At 36.2% G+C, this 17812-nt stretch carries 18 protein-coding genes; 11 read left to right on the forward strand and 7 right to left on the reverse strand.

Features of this window, described 5'->3' with window-relative positions:
- The first annotated feature begins 20 nt into the window (after nt 1-20).
- On the forward strand, nt 21-2243 hold the full coding sequence (locus O4O04_RS01255) for an ATP-binding protein (RefSeq protein WP_272531436.1): 2223 nt from the start codon (nt 21-23) through the stop codon (nt 2241-2243).
- Here the strand turns inward: O4O04_RS01255 and O4O04_RS01260 are convergent.
- Nucleotides 2206-2991 carry a DUF1295 domain-containing protein gene (locus O4O04_RS01260; RefSeq protein ID WP_272531437.1) on the reverse strand — a complete coding sequence of 262 codons (786 nt, stop codon included), beginning with the start codon at nt 2989-2991 and terminating at the stop codon, nt 2206-2208. The two genes, O4O04_RS01255 and O4O04_RS01260, sit on opposite strands and share 38 nt — an antisense overlap.
- A 42-nt stretch (nt 2992-3033) precedes the next feature.
- Nucleotides 3034-4236 (reverse strand): TraB/GumN family protein, encoded by a 1203-nt coding sequence (locus tag O4O04_RS01265; protein ID WP_442915887.1) that lies wholly within the window; start codon nt 4234-4236, stop codon nt 3034-3036.
- Between the two features lie 74 nt (nt 4237-4310).
- Between O4O04_RS01265 and O4O04_RS01270 the strand changes: the two genes are divergently transcribed.
- From O4O04_RS01270 to O4O04_RS01280, 3 genes are read left to right on the forward strand one after another with little or no spacing between them, the layout of a single operon-like run.
- A complete protein-coding gene (locus O4O04_RS01270) occupies nt 4311-4817 on the forward strand; it encodes a chemotaxis protein CheD (RefSeq protein WP_272531440.1) in 507 nt (168 codons plus the stop codon).
- Nucleotides 4818-4824: 7 nt separating this feature from the next.
- Nucleotides 4825-5676 (forward strand): HDOD domain-containing protein, encoded by an 852-nt coding sequence (locus O4O04_RS01275; protein ID WP_272531441.1) that lies wholly within the window; start codon nt 4825-4827, stop codon nt 5674-5676.
- A complete protein-coding gene (locus tag O4O04_RS01280) occupies nt 5673-6212 on the forward strand; it encodes a shikimate kinase (RefSeq protein ID WP_272531442.1) in 540 nt (179 codons plus the stop codon). The genes O4O04_RS01275 and O4O04_RS01280 overlap by 4 nt, the downstream gene beginning before the upstream one ends.
- Here O4O04_RS01280 and O4O04_RS01285 read toward each other — a convergent pair.
- The 4 genes from O4O04_RS01285 to queA form a co-directional block, all read right to left on the reverse strand.
- Complete coding sequence (locus O4O04_RS01285; protein WP_272531443.1) at nt 6206-6715, reverse strand: PaaI family thioesterase; 510 nt, start codon at nt 6713-6715, stop codon at nt 6206-6208. The two genes, O4O04_RS01280 and O4O04_RS01285, sit on opposite strands and share 7 nt — an antisense overlap.
- A complete protein-coding gene (locus O4O04_RS01290; RefSeq protein WP_272531444.1) occupies nt 6715-7233 on the reverse strand; it encodes a FlgO family outer membrane protein in 519 nt (172 codons plus the stop codon). Before O4O04_RS01290 ends, O4O04_RS01285 begins: the two co-directional genes overlap by 1 nt.
- Nucleotides 7230-8630, reverse strand: coding sequence for a hypothetical protein (locus tag O4O04_RS01295; protein ID WP_272531445.1), 1401 nt, complete (start codon nt 8628-8630; stop codon nt 7230-7232). The genes O4O04_RS01290 and O4O04_RS01295 overlap by 4 nt, the downstream gene beginning before the upstream one ends.
- A gap of 61 nt (nt 8631-8691) precedes the next feature.
- Nucleotides 8692-9777, reverse strand: a complete 1086-nt coding sequence (gene queA, locus O4O04_RS01300) for a tRNA preQ1(34) S-adenosylmethionine ribosyltransferase-isomerase QueA (RefSeq protein ID WP_272531446.1) — start codon at nt 9775-9777, stop codon at nt 8692-8694.
- Nucleotide 9778: 1 nt separating this feature from the next.
- Between queA and O4O04_RS01305 the strand changes: the two genes are divergently transcribed.
- From O4O04_RS01305 to O4O04_RS01335, 7 genes are read left to right on the forward strand one after another with little or no spacing between them, the layout of a single operon-like run.
- Complete coding sequence (locus tag O4O04_RS01305) at nt 9779-11071, forward strand: glycosyltransferase family 87 protein (protein ID WP_272531447.1); 1293 nt, start codon at nt 9779-9781, stop codon at nt 11069-11071.
- Nucleotides 11055-12200: a glycosyltransferase family 4 protein gene (locus O4O04_RS01310; RefSeq protein ID WP_272531448.1), complete on the forward strand. Its 1146-nt coding sequence runs from the start codon at nt 11055-11057 to the stop codon at nt 12198-12200. Before O4O04_RS01305 ends, O4O04_RS01310 begins: the two co-directional genes overlap by 17 nt.
- Nucleotides 12188-12778 (forward strand): LIMLP_18675 family protein, encoded by a 591-nt coding sequence (locus tag O4O04_RS01315; RefSeq protein WP_272531449.1) that lies wholly within the window; start codon nt 12188-12190, stop codon nt 12776-12778. Before O4O04_RS01310 ends, O4O04_RS01315 begins: the two co-directional genes overlap by 13 nt.
- A complete protein-coding gene (locus O4O04_RS01320; RefSeq protein ID WP_272531450.1) occupies nt 12779-14140 on the forward strand; it encodes a hypothetical protein in 1362 nt (453 codons plus the stop codon).
- A gap of 2 nt (nt 14141-14142) precedes the next feature.
- Nucleotides 14143-15645 carry an MBOAT family O-acyltransferase gene (locus tag O4O04_RS01325; RefSeq protein ID WP_272531451.1) on the forward strand — a complete coding sequence of 501 codons (1503 nt, stop codon included), beginning with the start codon at nt 14143-14145 and terminating at the stop codon, nt 15643-15645.
- A gap of 8 nt (nt 15646-15653) precedes the next feature.
- The gene (locus O4O04_RS01330) at nt 15654-16808 is read left to right on the forward strand and encodes an SGNH/GDSL hydrolase family protein (RefSeq protein ID WP_272531452.1); all 1155 of its coding nucleotides are present in this window, start codon (nt 15654-15656) and stop codon (nt 16806-16808) included.
- On the forward strand, nt 16805-17131 hold the full coding sequence (locus tag O4O04_RS01335) for a nucleotide pyrophosphohydrolase (RefSeq protein WP_442915888.1): 327 nt from the start codon (nt 16805-16807) through the stop codon (nt 17129-17131). The genes O4O04_RS01330 and O4O04_RS01335 overlap by 4 nt, the downstream gene beginning before the upstream one ends.
- A 216-nt stretch (nt 17132-17347) precedes the next feature.
- On the opposite strand, the gene O4O04_RS01340 is transcribed toward O4O04_RS01335, so the two are convergent.
- A complete protein-coding gene (locus tag O4O04_RS01340; protein ID WP_272531453.1) occupies nt 17348-17809 on the reverse strand; it encodes a class I SAM-dependent methyltransferase in 462 nt (153 codons plus the stop codon).
- Nucleotides 17810-17812: the final 3 nt, after the last annotated feature.

Here is a 17812-nt window from a genome sequence, read left to right on the forward strand (position 1 = left end):
CCAAAACGAAACTTTAATCCGTGAAGCAAATTTGTCTGGTTTTATGCATATTCTTTGCCGAATCGTTGGCGGCAGAAGAGTTCATCAATCTTCGGAGCAATCCAGTTCTGGTTAGAGCTGGATTCGAGCAAGAATGGACCATGCATTTACCTTCACAAGAAGAGAAAAAGAACTGGATTCAAGTTGACCAAGGTTTTGGGAAATACCATTCCCTTATGGCTCATGCTTTAAAGATTCCAGATCCAAATCCTAGAAGTTTCCTTTCCTTAGACGACTCAGCCGAAGAAACTTTTTCATATGTTTTTCATTTTTCTTTAGATTCAAATGATTTTGATCAAGATAGATTGTATGGAATACTTCTGGGTTCTGTTGGAATCCGCTGGCAATGCTATCTGAATGGGAACCTTGTACATGACAAATCGCAAGAAGACTCGAGAAATGTTAGGTTCAATTATCTTTTTCCCATTCCATCACAGCACTTGACTGCTGGCGATAATGTTCTCTTGTTCAAAATTATAGGTTCTCGAAGTAATAATATGACGGGCTTTAACTATGCGGAGCCTTATCTATTAGGTAAGTATGATTCTCTTGTAAAAATCCAATCAGAGATTCCAATCATCATCATAATCACAATTTTTTTTATGATTGGTCTTTTCCATTTTCTTCTCTTCTTCAAAAAAAGAAAAGAAATCCATAATTTATTTTATACTTTGTTTTCGTTGTCCTTGAGCGCATTTATCCTATCACGAACAGATTTTATTTCACATTATATTCCTGATTCTATGACAATGCATAGAATTCAGGCTTTTACTTTCTATTCTTTGCCCATTCTGGGAATTGGTTTTTTTCGTTCTCTCTTCCAACAGAAGTTTAATTTTTTTGATAAGGTTATGATCGTTCTAAATCTCTGTTTGATGGTTGCAGTCTTGTTATTCTCTCAGTCTTGGATTTATGACTCAGTAACGGCCTATAAATACTTCTTACCTATTCTATCTTTGTACGTCTTGGTGGACCTGGTCGGAAGAGAGTTTATAAAAGATCTGATGAGAAAGGAATCCATTCGACCTGACGAAATGGAAAATATTCAACCTATTGGAATGTTCTTTAGAATTCTCTATAGAACGGTTTCTGGCAATCTGCTCATTGGTACGTTTAGTTTCGTTGCCTTTATGATTATCGATATAGTTGATATGGGTTTTCTCTATAAAGGTTTATTCCTGAGTCAGTATGGATTCGTTGCGTTTGTCTTTTCGATTGCTTTCTCACTTACAAATCGATTTCTCAAAGTCAATGAGATGAATGAAAAATTGAATTCTGAATTGGAATCGAAATTTAAAGAATTAGAATATTCGGATAGAAAATACCGATTCTTAGTAGAAGGAACAACCGATTTACTTTTTATCCTGAATTCAAAGTATGACATTATATCAATCAATTCTTCCGCTAGGAAATACTTTGGTCTGCGTCCAGACACTCTCATTGGCAAGAATTTTATTGATCTTTTGTACACCACAAGCAAAGATAAAATGATTATCCATCAATTGGCGGAAGAGAATTTACGCCAACTGAATGAAGCGGGAAAGCAAGTTAAATTTCGATCTAGAATTAGGTCCTCCAGCATCCATGAGCCTCTCGAACTTTTCTTCCATATTGAAGCCGTTGATACTGGTGATAACTTAGAATTCATTGGCAAGGGCAATCGATCCTTTGAAGATTCATTAACTTCTCAGATTGTAAAAGAATCCCAAGTCTATCAGATTGATAATTATATCCTAATGGCAGATGAATTGAGCCAGCGCCTTGTTCGCGTGATTAGCAAAAAGCTTCCTGATTATAAAACAGATGCCATTCGAACTGGACTCAAAGAAATGTTAATCAATGCGATTGAACACGGTAATTTAAATATTACCTTCGAAGAAAAATCTCAGCATCTATCCAAAGGAGATTATTTACAATTGATCAATAGTCGCCAGAAAGATATGATCTATGGATCGAGAAAAGTAAGAGTTGAGTATGAACTGACAGATCATTATGTGAGCTATCTCATATCGGATGAGGGCAACGGTTTTGATTATAAAGAGCTTATGATGAAAGCCTCTGCCAACCAATCTCTAGGTCGGGAGCATGGCAGAGGAATTATGCTTGCCGAGAATATTTTTGATTCAGTGGAATATCAGGGCAAAGGCAATAGCGTTTATCTAAAAGTTAACTTTTCGGAAACCAAGGGAAAAAAGCATTCGTAGTTCGCTGGTATTCCCGAAATAAGTCTCCCTTAGATTGCAACGAATATTTCTCAGCAAAAGGAACTCCAGAAAAGTAAACAAGCAATAGATACATTAAGATTGCTGGAAGAAAACCTATAAAATGATAAGATCCCGCTACCATTGATAGCCCAACCCAGATTACCCATTCAAAAAAATAGTTTGGGTGCCTTGTGTATTTCCATAATCCCTTTTTACAGACTTGCCCTTTATTGGATTTATCTTTTATAAAGCTGGATAATTGATTGTCTGCAATGGTCTCGCCTAACTGTCCAACGATAAATAAAACAACCCCTGCATACGCAAGGCAACCGGGATCAGAATCAGCATAGATGAATAGAGCTAAGAAAGGAGCTGTAAGGATTAGAGCAAGCAGTCCCTGGAACAGAAATACATTGGTGAAGAATTTGCGGTGAACCGCGTCACCATAGTCTGCACGAAATGCATTGTATCTCTTATCTTCCGCATGCCCTGGCTGAATTCTTGTGAAGAACAAAAAAATTGCCAATCGAAATCCCCAGATGGCAACAAGAATAAAGAGTAGCAATCGTGCATTGAGGTTGGCATCTGATAAGTACGCATACACACCAACTATGGCCGCGATCACAAGCCCCCAACCTACATCAATAACACCATAATTATTTCTTGATCGTCCCCATGACCAAAACAAAACCATCATAAAAAGTGAAGTGGCAAAGCCTGGAAGAACCATTTCCAATAGTATATTCATAATAACCTCTATGGGAATTAGACATTTCTAATTCGATCGGTATTACAATATAGATTGAAAAACCGCTTTGGTTACCAAAAAGGTGCCAATGCTTGAACCAATTTGCGGAAGCATAAAAACCAAAAATATTCTAATCACTCGATTTTTCCAATATCCAGTAAATCGTTCTGAATCTATAGAAATATTCTCGAAGTCTTCGGCGGTCGGTTTGCGAAACCAGGATTCAGAAAGGGCTGCGACCCAACCTGGCTTAATGATTGGATTGAAATTTCCTAAGGGTGCAGCAAGAACTGCAAGCAATAAGGATACAGGGTGAGCGAGTGCAATCAGCGCACCAATTCCAGCTAACGTCGATTTCACGATAATCCAAGACCAGATTAGATCGGTGCCAACTTTTGCTCCTCCTTTCCAGAAAGCGAGTGAGAATAGAGCTATAAAAAACATTGGAAATAGAATGACTTTGGCCTTATCCCACCAAGTCTTAGCAGGCACGATATCCAATTCTTGTATGTCACTGTCTTCTTCTATATGAGTAATGATTCCATTCAAATGTCCAGCACCCACAATCGCGAGAAGCTTTTTGGAACCGACAGCTGCGTCACGTATTCTTTGGGCAAGATATTGATCTCTCTCATCGATGATGACTCGTTTGACTTTTGCATAACGGTTCGGAATCTGAGAGAACAGATCGTTTAGCACATCTTCGCTTTTCATTTCCTCAATCTTCTCTTCGCTCACATTCTCTTTTACGAAAAGAGAGGTAATCAAAGCACTCAAAAGATACATTTTGGAAAATCCACCGACCGTTCCCCATGCCCTTTTGAGAGTGGTTTGAATTTCTCTATCTATAGGAATCAATTTGGCACCATATACAGTTGCTTGATCCATTCCCTCTCTAAGCTCATCTCCTGGTCTAATTTCTCCATGTCCCATTTTCTTCTGAAAAGAACTGAGGATTAAGGAGGACATGAGAAGATACATTTTCCTCTCTTTGAAAACTTTGAAGACATCTAATTTTTTGAAATAGTCCGGATCTTTGATTGAGCGAATTCGGGATTCACAAAGCTCTACGCAGATCGTGTCGGGTTTTATAATCTCGGCTAGTCTCTTGACTTCTTTTACGCTCTCTTCGCTTACGTGTGCCGTTCCCAAAATTGTAACCTGGCAATCACCAATTTGTAATTCCCGAGTCGGTTCTCTAGAATCTATGACTTTTTTATTTTTTTTTGTTGAATTCATATCCATCACTATCAATCTCGAAGGTAGTATTCCTATTTAAGGACTAGTCTTCTAAATCTTCATTTTGAAACCATCACATTATGCTCGGTAAAAACGATAAATTAATCAACGTTGGCATTGCCGATATCAAATTTGGCAAGGCACCAGAAATCTTAAGAACAACCCTTGGGTCTTGTATTGGAATCGTTTTTTACGATCCAGATAAACAAATAGGAGCACTTTCTCATATCATGCTTGCCAAAGACCCAACTGGCAAGGACTCTGAGAAAAATCCATTCAAATATGGTGAATCCGCACTACCTATACTAGTCAAAGAAATGGAAAAGAATGGAAGTTCCATTGGAAGCTTCAATGCTCGGATTTTTGGTGGAGCATCAATGTTTAAGGGAATCAACTCAAGCTTTCTTCAAAATATCGGTGAACAGAACATAGCCGTTGTTAGAGAGTTTCTTGCTAAGAATAATATTCCTATTATTGTAGAAGATGTCGCTGGTCATGATGGAAGAACGATCAGCCTATATCTGGACGATGGACGGATACTTCTCAAGAAAGGCGGATCTGAGAAGTATCTTTACAAGGTTAGGTAAATCATCTATGAAAGAAAAAATTGACGAAGTATTACAAGATGTTAATAAACTACCCGCGATATCATCCGTTGTAACTAAGGTTCTTCAGATGGTTCAGAATCCGGATGTCAAGATTCAAGAATTGTCTGAAGAAATTTCAAAAGATCCGGCAATCACTGCTTCCGTAATAAAGCTTTCTAATTCTGCTTATTATCGAGCATCGAAACCAATTCGCACTGTTTCTGAAGCATTAATGACTTTGGGAACAAAAACTGTAAAAGAAATCATCCTACTCACTGCCGCGAAAGGAATTCTCAAAAAAGATCTTCCAGGTTATCAGATTGAAGGGGATCAAATGTGGTTGCAATCCATTCTTGTTGCAGAACTTGCATCAAGAATTGTCGCTCATAAGAAAATCAATCTGGGAAAAGACTTGGTTTTTACAGCAGGATTGTTATGCAATGTTGGCAAGATCGTTCTCGCTCAATTTTTTCAACCATTACTATTCAAGCTTAAAGCTGAGATTGAAGAATCCAATGAACCCTTCCCTGTAATTGAAAAAAAATATCTTGGCTACACGCATATGGAGATCAGTGAAAAATTGCTTCGAAATTGGAATTTTCCTGAGGATTTGATTGATGTTGTTGCTAACTATACCAACCCTGAAAATGCAAAACTAGTTCCTCTGCTCGTTTCAGTTATACATATAGCCTACGCGATTTGTATTGTATCTGGAATTGGAATTGATATAGGTGGAATCAGTATTCCCATCTCACCAATAGCACTTGAACAAACTGGGATCACAGATAAAGATATAGAAATGTATTTTATGAAAATCCCAGAGATCGAAAAGCACTTAACCGATCTGTTGACAACATGAACAGTATTGCTTTGATCGGACCGAGAGGTGTCGGTAAATCCAAAATTTCCAAACGAATCGGTAAAAAATTAGATTTTCCTGTTCTATCAACTGACTCAATCGCAGTATATGAATTAGGTGGTATTTCAATTTCACAATTCGTAACGGAGAAATGCAACGGCGATTGGCGAGCATTCCGAGATCTAGAATTCCAAATTTTGACAAAATTAGAAAATGCAAAAGGAATAGTTCTCGATTGTGGCGGTGGTATCATTTTTGATCTTGATAAAGATGGCAATGAAATTGTAAGCGAAAGAAAGTTAAATCTCCTCAGAAAAATTGCGAAGGTTGTTTTCCTAGATGATGATGTAAAAGATTTGGTTGAGAAAGTGGTCGGTGATAAATCTCGTCCGGATCTTTCTAAATCTGAGCACTATGAACAAATTCTAAAGCGCCGCCTCCCCCTGTATAAAGATGCTGCACACTATCGCCTGCACTTAGGTGGAATGAAAAAAGAGGAAGCTGCTTCGAGAATCGTTGAATTGGTTTCTTACTGAGCAAGCACTACTGTCTCAAATTCTTGCAAAAAGTCTTCATCCAAAAATCCGAACTTACGAATTCCTTCCGGAGTAAACAAAGCGATAACTCCTTCAGCACGTGCGACAACTTCTGATTTACTATTCTTTAATTCGGCTATGACAATTACTTCTTTTTTTGAATTCTTTGCTGAATCATCTGAAGGGGATATGATTCTTCCTTCACATAATACTGATTCACCGACAAAAACAGGTTTGATATAATCTACTTTCATACTTTTGGTTAGAATGTATGTTCTGTTTAGATATATTACTGTCCATGCCATAGTCTCATCGAGAATGGTTGCTGTAATTCCGCCGTGAGTAAGATTCGCCCAACCTGCCATTCTTTCTGGAATCAGAAAATGAGTCCGTACAATATGTTCATCTGACTCAAACACCAATTTCATTCCGATCTCATTCGCAGGACCGCAACCGAAGCATTTTTTAGTTTCTAGATTCTTGATTGTTTTCCAGTTATTCATCAGTTAATAACAAGAAAAATCTCTTCGGCTTTTAGAATCAATCCCGATTCTATATCGATCAATCTAGCATTCAGAAAAACACCATTTCGATATTTATACAAAATTCCTGTAACCAAACCGTCAACATTTAAGGTTTTGCCAATTTTCTTCATCGTGTCTTGATCGACATCTGCATCTAAGTTCAATTTGTTCGCTTTTAATATTTTTCCATGAATTCCGCGATCCAGAATACTAAAGTCGCTCTGCTTAACCAATTCTGTTGTTATTTTTTCGGCAAGCAATTCACCAAGACGATTGTCCTTCTCTCCTGCTTTGCTATCTCGATCGGTAAAAGTCATAACCAAAACACGTTTACCTTTGAGGCGAAATCCGCTCTCACTCAGTGACTTGGCTATGTATTCAATAGGAGTTGGTGGTTGTGGTCTGGATACTGTTCTTACCTGCTCTTCGTCAGGATAACAAAAGTTTGCTGCAAGGAAAATACTGATAAATAAAAAAGCTCTCAAACAATAATTCAAAAGTTCACTTCCATACCAAGTCTTGTTGCATATTCATAAAAGGATTTCGAACCTTGATTGGCAGAGTTTGGATCTAACAAAGGGTTCTGCACTCCGAGCCCATAAAAACCAGGTGGTTGATTCTGGAAATTCAAGAAAAAATTTGCCTTGGTGTCACCGTAAGTTTTCCCTCTAATAGAAGCTGTGAATGACGGTGGCTGTCTGCTATCACCACTATTCGAAGATGATCTTGTGCCTCGTGAATTACTATCTGCAATATTGAATTGGTTTCCACCAACATAAAAAGAATACTTCTGCGCTTGATCCAAAAAGAAAATCAACCCAACAGATGCTGAGTCTTGATTCGGCTCCCACTGATACATAACGCTTCTTAGGTTAGTATTAGTTAGCCGATAATCATACTTGACATTTAAGATAACAGATTTCTTACCAAGAAACACCGACATACGTCCTGAGTCAGGTGCGTTGGAAAGATTTTGATTGGGGTCACTTTGCTGTACAATTTGATTGTTAAAAAACGCAGTCTGGAAACGGATTCCTTTTGTTGGTGTAACATTTGTCTGCCACTCTAACGTTCGATTATTGATTCGATCTCGTTCTCCCAATCCGCTTGATCGGCTGGCCTGAACGGAGGATAAGTCATTATTGAAATATGCAGATCGATTGCGGCTTGAATGCATATTCAAATCTCCACCAACAATCCGCGTGGTAAAGAAATTGCCACCTTTAAAACTGAATCCAGCCATAGGAATATTACTAGTCAGTCCATCACTCAAACGATCATCATAAATATCACGCGATGATGTTGTTATTACAGCAGAGATAGATCTACTGATTGGGTATTGAAGATCTATATGATTGAGATCTAGTTGACCCCGTCTATTGCGGTAAAAGCGCGTTGTATGATAATTATTCATAAACATTGGCCGAGCAACACCAACGATTGTAGAGTTAACCTCCAATCCCGAATGATTGTAATCAACCGTTCTTGCGCTTGCATCATTGGAAAATTTCATATTGTCTTGCGGACTGAAACTATTGGATTCTAGAATTCTGGAAAACCTGGTCGACTCAAGACTCAATCGATTCTTGGTATCTTCGTTTTGCCTTTCGTATTCTTCGATTTCTTTGGGAGAAATATGCAAATTAAATAGAAAAGATTCAGATTTTTTTTGTTTATTCAAAAACTTCGCTGAATTAGAATTAGGTGAAAATGCTCGAGATTTAATCTCAGTTTCGAATCCTGATTCAATGGACCGGCTTTTATTCGGAGCAGGATTCTTTCTCTCTATGTTATCTCTCACCGGTGCAATTGATACAACCGCAACTAGCCCCGCTCCTAGAAAGAAGGAAAGAAGTAGAGATGATTTTGGATTGATTACACCCGAAAAAAGCATAGCTATTTAATAGAATCGGCTATCTTTCTACAATGTAAATCATTAAATGATTTTAAATATTCTAATCGACAATTAGCATTGCATCGCCATAAGAAAAGAAAGTAAAATCATTCTCGATCGCTAATTTATACGATTCCATGATTAACTCTGATCCAGCAAAAGCTGAAACCAATAGCAATAGACTACTTTTGGGTAAATGGAAATTAGTTATTAACCCATCAATTGTGTCGATTGTGTCATCAGGTGTCAAAAATATATCAGTCTCGCCTTCCCATCCAGATCTTATGTCTAAACTGGTTCTATACATAGCCTCAAGAGAACGAAGTGTTGTTGTTCCCAATGCAATCCTTCTTTCTTTATTTTCTGATGCTAATGAATGAGCAATTGCAGTATCAGGAGAAATAAATATTTTTTCTTTATGCAATTTTTTTTTAATAATATCTTCGTCGTATATAGGTTGGAAAGTTCCAAATCCGATTTCTAGATGCAAAGGATGAAATTGAATTCCTTTCTCAATTAGATTTTTTCGAAGCTCATAAGACATATGTAAGGATGCAGTAGGTGCCGCAATTGAGTTAGCTGCCTTGCCCTCAGAAAAAATTGACTGATACCGAATATCATCAATCGGTTCGGATTTTCTTTTAAGATAAGGTGGAATGGGAATATTTCCTTCCTGGTCAAAAAATTCTTCCAATATAGTAATATTAGATTTTAGCACTATATCCTTTTCTCTTTTTTCGAACACAATGAACTCTAATTTTTGTACGGGTGAAAATAATATATCACCTAACTTTAATTTTTTAGAATTTCGGACTAAACAATTCCAGTATTGAGAATCTCTCGATTCTATGAAAATAGTTTCATGAATGCGATCCTGATTCTTAGTTTCGAGATAAACTCTTCTTTTGGATACACGAGTCTCATTATAAAAAATATGATCACTTGGATAAAGCCAATCAGCAATATTTCTAAAATGAGGTGAAATTGTGATTTTTCCCGATTTTCTCTGGACAACCATTAATTTACTCTCATCGCGATTCTTGGCCGGGTATTTTGCAATTCGATCATCGGAAAGTGGAAAATCAAAATCTTCTAAATTTATCACAAGGAAAGCTTGAAAGAGATAGCCAATATTGTCGAGTGGCAATATGGTTTGGCCAAGGATTCTTACAGCTTTGATTCTGGTTTTATTGCTCGTAAACGGAGTCTATCGATCGGGTAATTCTACCGATTTCGATGATTATTACCAAGCGTCGAAAAGATTTATAGAAAAATCTGACATCTATGCTTTTGAGGATATTGACAGAGCAAGAAGTCAATTTACAAAAATTGAAGATCTTTTTCTTCCCGAAAATTCTGCGATCTTAGATAAGCTAATCAATCAGACTGGCAGTTATATTTACCCACCTACGTTTGCTTTTCTTCTCATTCCTCTCGGTTTTCTAGAATATTCGACTGCCTCTCTGATATTTTTTATGATCAACTTCATTGCATTGATTGGCTCACTATATCTTGCGTACGAACTATACGGTAAAAAATTGTCCCCGACAACTTGGAATTGGTCTTTATTCTTTGGGTTACTGATTAACTTTCGATTCTTAGAAAATCATACAAATAATAACCAAGTTGGTTTTATTTTGATTTTTCTAATACTACTCAGTGTCTGGAGTGACAAAAACTGGTTGAGTGGGATTTTACTCGCTCTTGCAATCGCAATTAAGTTAACTCCTGCTATATTTCTCGTGTATTTTTTCTGGAAAAAGAAATATAGCGTAATCGCATACACTTCCGTTTTTCTGGTAGCATGGGCTATCCTTCCAGGATTGTATGACTGGGATCTTAACTTGCGTTATATAGGGAATTGGAATGAGATGGTTCTGCAATCTGCAATGAAGAGCCCGATCTTTCGCGCTTGGAAAAATAATCAATCCATGATTGCAACATTGGCAAAATATTTTATTCCAATGGCAGATCCAATCAACCAATCTACTTATAAAATGCCTTGGCTTGTCTTGGATATGAAAACTGTACAATATGTATTCTATTTTATAGGTTCCATTTTTGGTTTTAGTTTAATTTTTAAAATGTATTCTAGAACTAGGAAAGTGACAAGTATACAACTTTTGGCAATGCTATTCATACTTTCTGTAATCTTTAGTGGAATATCTTGGATCCATTCATTTACATTCATGCTATTCCCAATTCTATTTCTCGTAGCTGAGTATATTGATGGCGGTATGTCCAAAATGCAAAAAATACTTTTCTGGTTGGGAATCATTATTTTGAGTATGCCAAATCGTAACATTGTAGGATCCGAAATCGAATCATTGTTTCTCATGTTATCCTTTATATTGTATGGCTCCGTAATTCTATATATTTTGACTTTTGAATATATGGACTATGAGGATTCAACAGACGCAACCTATGAAAGAAAAATATAATTTAGGAGAACAAAAGATTACTGTTGCTGTTGATGCAAGACCTTTTGCCTATGGTATGACTGGCAATAGTCGATACTTGTATGAAGTATTGAAAATACTTGGCACAACTAAACCTAATATACAGTTTCTATTATTATCACATAAGCCCATTCATTCAATTTTTCGAAATCTATTAGAATATAAGAATATTTCTATAGTATCAGAAAAATCTTTCATACCTGGACCAATTTGGCTGCATTTTGTTTTACCTTTCTATGCAATAAAGCATAAGGCAAACTTAATCTGGGGTAGCCTTCAATTGCTTCCATTGATATATAAATTTTGTCCCATGATCGTTAACTACCACGATTTGAATTTCATTTCTGCTCCGCAAACAATGGCTAGGTGGAACTTTTGGCAACATAGATTGCTTTCTGGAATCACAATTCGAAAAGCTGATTCTATTCTATGTCTATCGCAAAATACAAAGAATGATATTTCTGCCTTTATTCCAGAAGCTTCAAGTAAGTGTAGAGTTGTCTATCCCGGAGTATCCATAGCGAACAAGAAAATCAAGAAAACTAAGGGAATAAACTCAAGTGAAATCAAATTCGGTAAATTTATTTTTACTCTCGGGACACTCGAACCAAGAAAAAATATTAAAACTCTCATTCAAGCCTACCTTGATTTAAAAGTCAAAATTCCAAAATTTCCTCTGAGTCTACTCATTGCTGGACGAGCTGGCTGGGGACTAGAGGGAGAGGAACTCTTAACTACTTTGAGAAGCGGAGCTCTTGAGTCCAAAAATGTCTATTTCATTGAGAATCCTAGCGATACTGTTTTGGACGAATTGTACAAAAGTTGCAGTGTCTTCGCCTTTCCATCGCTACATGAAGGTTTTGGGCTACCTCTACTGGAAGCAATGAAAGAAAATAAAAATTGCATCGCATCAGATATCCCGATATTCAAAGAAATTCTTTCTCCAAATTACGATATTTTAGTTCCACCGCTCAATCAAATGGAATGGACAAATGCTTTAAAATCTTTTCTAAAAAATCCACCCAAACCAAGAAGATGGAATAGTAAAGAGTGGACATGGTATGCGACCGCAACAAAGATTGGTGAGGAAATAGAAATTTGCTCAAGATAATATCTCAATGGTCGGCCGCTCTCGCAGAAAGAAAAAAATCTCGAATCAGCTCTTGGTTGGGGACTAAATTCTATGATGAAATCAAAACAAATCCTCTTCCAGGGTTTTTCTGGATTGGAATTGTTTTGGCATTTTTACTTTGGCTTTCCAGCCAAATTCATTACTTATCAGGTTTTCTTGAATGGTTCGTTTATCTATTAGAAATTCCTAAAGTATTAAAATTGCCAATACTTGAGAATAAGGATATCTATAGATACCCCGCCGTTTTAATTTATCTCTATTTATCATTTGCCTTACTTTGGGATATAAGCATGAGACTGCAAAAGTCTTGGGGTCGGTCTATTTATTTCACATCCGATTGTCTATATATTAAAACAAATGAAGTGCTAGGCTTTCAACTCGAAAAAATCACTCTTCGAAACCAAAATATTGTCTGGAAATTAAGGCGAGGCTTTGTACGTGATAAGTTAGGACTCGTTCAATTTCAAATTCGAATCGACAATACGTTAATTGAATCTCCTTACTTTTTTGGTTCAAAGAATATATCCATCATCAATAAATTTTTGAACAGAGATTAAATGCAGGATTCCTTAACAAGTGGAATTGATTCCAAAATTATAACTTGGAGAAAGCTCAAACCTCTAGTTGTTATAGTAATATTAGTATTACTTTTTATTTTTAATGTTAGATATCTTTCGAGATTTTTTGATTGGGATTCCTCGGTATATACTTTAAACATTCAAAGAGATCGAATACATAGTGTATTTTTTAACCCTCATCATTTGGGTTTTGAATCAACCGGATATCTTTTCTGGAAGACAGCCAAATCAATATTTCCGAATGCGGACATTATGTTCACGCTTAGAATAAGAATATTGATATCATCTCTTATATTTTTATATTTCTTTATTACAATGATGGACAAGTTGTACAATGACTTTATTGGATCTTTATTGCTCGGGTTTTGTGTTTCATTTACACAAGCCTTTTGGTTTTATAGTCACCACAATGATACTCCATTAATACATTCTTGCCTTGTTGTTTTACTTTATTTAAGTTTAGTAATTACGGCTCGAACTGGCATGAACTTTTTGAGAATGATAGGCATTGGTATTCTCCATCTAGGAACACTGTATTTCCATCAGTCCAATGCAATTCTATTCCCAATGGTTCTTGTTGGTTTTCTAATTACGGATAAATGGAAAAACAAAGATTGGAATTTTTCTTCGAGAATGATGGTTGGGCTCATATATAATTCTGTTATTGGTATTCTCATTATTCTTAGTTATGTGCTGGTTGGATTCGGGATCTTAGGAAGAGAATTAGGTGCCGTCGGAGAAAAGCATTTTTCCTTCTGGTTATTCTTATATGCGGCTCAGGAACGCTGGGGAATGAGTGGATCGGAAAAAAATTATTTTCTTTATTTCTATCGGGGCATTGGTGACGCTTTCCTAAATTTTCAAGGTGTGAATGAACGCTTTCGCGTGAATTTTAATAACGATTGGAATATAAAAAATACACCTTATAATCTCAATCTTTTGTTCTGGATTTTCATACTGCTTTCTGGATTATTGAATATAAGGAGACTTGGAAAATTATTTTCCAAGGAGGTTATACTGCTGAGTTTTTGGCTTATTCCCTCTATCCTTTTCTATACTTGGTGGGAAGGTTATTTTTTCGAATTCTGGGTTGGTGTCACAACTGGACTATGGATCGTAGCTTACTTAATAATGAAAAGTTTTGATTTTGAACAGTGGACAGCAACATCTAAAGCAATAAGAAATGTGATATTGCTAATCGCTGGTAGTTTCTTTTTTATTGTAAATTTTACATTTTCAACACTTCCAAGATCCAAAGGAATTCAATACGGATACTTAGAAGGTTTCAAAGATAAAGTCGAAAAAATCGCTAACGAAAAGATATACTTTAAGAACAATTAATTATGTTATTTAACTCTACACAATTTTTGATATTTTTCGTTGTTGTATTGATCATTGGGAATATTCTCAAGAATAAAACTTGGAAAATATTTCTACTTGCAGCAAGTTGCATTTTCTATATGGGATGGCATCCCGCCACTATCTCGTGTAGTGCATTTCGTACTGGTTCTAGTTTAGAATTCTGGATTGATAAACTATTCTGTGAATACCATATAAATGCTTATATTATAATATTATTCGCAAGTACTATCGTTGATTTTTTTGCAGCAAGATTGATGAATCGGATCAACGAGCCAACTTCAAGACGTAGAATCTATCTTATCGCATCTTTATTAACAAATATTGGAATACTTGCATATTTCAAATATACGAACTTTCTGATTGGTGTCGTCAATGATGTTTTTCTAAACTCAGAGTCAGTTATATCCAATGTTGATATTATTCTACCTGTTGGAATTTCATTTTATACATTCCAATCCATGAGCTACTCCATCGATGTTTACAATAGAAGGATAGAGCCTCGAAAGTCATTTCTTGACTTTTGTATGTACATTGCTTTCTTCCCTCAACTCGTTGCAGGACCAATAGTTCGAGCAGAAACTTTTTTTAGAGATTTAGACAATCGGCTCCCTGTTCTCAAAGAAAATATTGAAGCTGGTTTTTCTTTGATCTTAATCGGTTTTACTAGAAAAATTGTTTTTGCGGATAATCTTGCTAAGGTGGTAGACTATACCTTTGCAAATTATATGACAATGAATCCCTTAGAAATATGGACGGGGGTAATTGCTTTCGGTTGGCAGATTTATTTTGATTTCGCTGGTTATACAGACATTGCGATCGGTGTTGCGAGATTGTTTGGTTTTCAATTCGACGCAAATTTTAACTTCCCAATGGCCGTTAAGAATATTGGGGAACATTGGAGTAAATGGCATATTTCATTTTCAACTTGGATAAGAGATTACATCTTTATTCCGCTAGGTGGTTCAAAAGGTTCCCCGTTCCTTACCTATCGCAATCTATACATTACATGGTTATTTGCAGGCTTGTGGCACGGGGCAGCCTACCATTATATTGGATGGGGGATCTGGCAGGCAGTAATGTTAACCGGATTTCGTGAGTATTCTCGAAGCGAAATTGCAACAAAGATCAATGAAAAAGGTGGACTTGCATATGATTTGTTTTGTAGAATCTTTACAATGTTCTGTCTCGGATTTGGATTTGCAATGTTTCGAGCAGAGACATTGACAAAAGCTACGGAAATTATGAAGGCCATGTTATTCATTGGCGATAGTCCCAATGCAATCAATTCCTATGATAATTATCATTACGGTATTCTACTTATCATCTGTTATACGGCGAGTTATTATTTCTCCAAAAGAAAAATTGCCTGGGTAACAGAGCATAAGAAGCCTTGGATTTTTCCTGCATTTATCATAGCAAACGTGATGATGATCCTGATTTTTGGAGTCACTGAGAGTCAGAACTTTCTGTACTTTGCTTTCTAGAGGACAAGATGATAGAATATATTAGATTTTTTACAGATAAACGATTATTAAGTTCAATTGTAATATTAGTTTGTTTTGAATTGTGTCTTCAAGCAGGAGCTTATAAAACTTTACTGAAGAAAAATTCTTATGCAGCAAATGTCAATCGTATAGCAAGTCATGCAGTGAATATGAAATCGGAATTAGATCCAGACATATTGATTGTCGGCACATCCGTCGCATTCGAAGGTTTGTCGGTTAGAATACTGAATGACAAATTAAAAAGTACGGGGTTAAAAGTTCAGTCATTAGCAATTCCAGGATCAGAACTAATCGTTCAAGATCAAATATTACGAGAGAATTTGCCAAAATTTCCAAATGTAAAAATTATCCTACATGTAATGGAAGCTGGAATGCCTTGGGTAGATAGAAACGAGCTCATCCTACCTACCCTGGCTATGCTGTCCGAGATTAACCATATAACATCCATTAAGCGTTCATATGAATATGAATATATGGTAAATTGGCAGGATTGGTTCTATCTAATCTTCAAATCAATCGCATATAGGAGAGACTTCAAAGATTTTCTTACTGAACCCCAAGAACGCATCAAATTTCTTGGACGAGATTGGAGAGAACCAAATGAGAATCCATGGGACTATGAGAATCCGCATACTGAATCTATAGCAGCATACAACATTAAATCTTTGGAAGAGTGCATGCAAAAAACAGGTCCAGAGAATATAGATCCGATACCAGCAGGATCAACGAAGATGCATAAGAAAATGTTGTATGATACATGTGCCCTTTCGTATGTTACAACGAGTGAGAACGTAGCAACCGAGCGAACAGGAAGATACTTTAGAAGATTGAGCAAAATCTATGAAGCGATTGATAATAAAGAAATCAAAATTGTCCATGTTTTTGCACCGTACAGTGAGCTGATATATCATTTTGGAAAAGAAAGAAGAATGCCTTTATGGAAATCGGAACTGAACCGAGTTATGGCAGACACAAGAGGCTATCCAGAAGCAAAAATTATAGATCTTGAGAGCTTGCTAGACGGATCTGAGAATGGTAAGTACTGTTTTGATCTTATCCATCTCAATCGTGATGGAATGGAAAAATTTTCAAATAAACTTGGTGATATTCTAAATCAGCGAATATTAGAAAATTCTTTATGACAATAGATGAAGCTCAAAAGCAAGTAGATGACTATATCCATCAATTTGGAGTTCGGTATTTCTCTGAACTAACAAATCTGGCTATTCTCATGGAAGAGGTGGGCGAGCTATCCAGACATTTTTCTAGAACGTATGGAGATCAATCTTATAAGTCCTCCGAAGATCCGAACGGATTGCAAAAGGAAATGGGTGACGTGCTGTTTGTACTTATATGTCTAGCTAATCAAACAGGAACATCTCTTACGGACGCCTTACAACTCACACTCAATAAAAACAAAACCCGCGATAAAGATCGTCACAAGAATAACGAAAAGCTATTGTAATAATTGGATGTTTGTCTAAATTATCAGAATTCTCTGCTAATTCTCTCGTTTAACGGCTATTAATACAGTATGTACATCTTTCTTAGTATTTTGATTCCCAAATTCAACATGGAATATTTTTAAATTCGCAAAATTTTGATCGATAAGGTTTTTCTCTAAGCTTTGAAGATTATGGTAATTAAAGAAAACTCGATTCCCATTATTGCCAACTTTATATTAGGAAAAATTAGGATCCCCTTCAACAAAACTAATATACAAAAATCCATTTGCATTTAGCAGTTTTGCGGAATTGAAAATCAATTGATCTGTTTCTTGAGAAGAAAGATAAGGTATACAAAATCCGCAAATCACTGCATCAAACATACTTTCCAATTGATCAATTTTTCTGATATCCATAACCGAGAAATTTGCAGTTGGATTGTTGATCTTCGCAAGCTCTATCATGTTCGGAGAAATATCGATCCCATGAATTACAAAATCTTCCCGCTTTGATAATAAGTATTTTGTAATATTCCCAGGTCCGCATCCAATATCTAGGATCTTTGCTTGAGACTTGGTCAAATTTTCGCAAATAAAATCATAAGTCTCATCATAAATAGATAAATTCATAAACTTCTCTTGGTACAAATCCGCCATATTGTTCCAAGTTTCGAAAGTTTCTAGATATTTATCTTCCATAAA

It is taken from the genome of Leptospira sp. GIMC2001, from assembly GCF_028462125.1.
GTDB lineage: Bacteria > Spirochaetota > Leptospiria > Leptospirales > Leptospiraceae.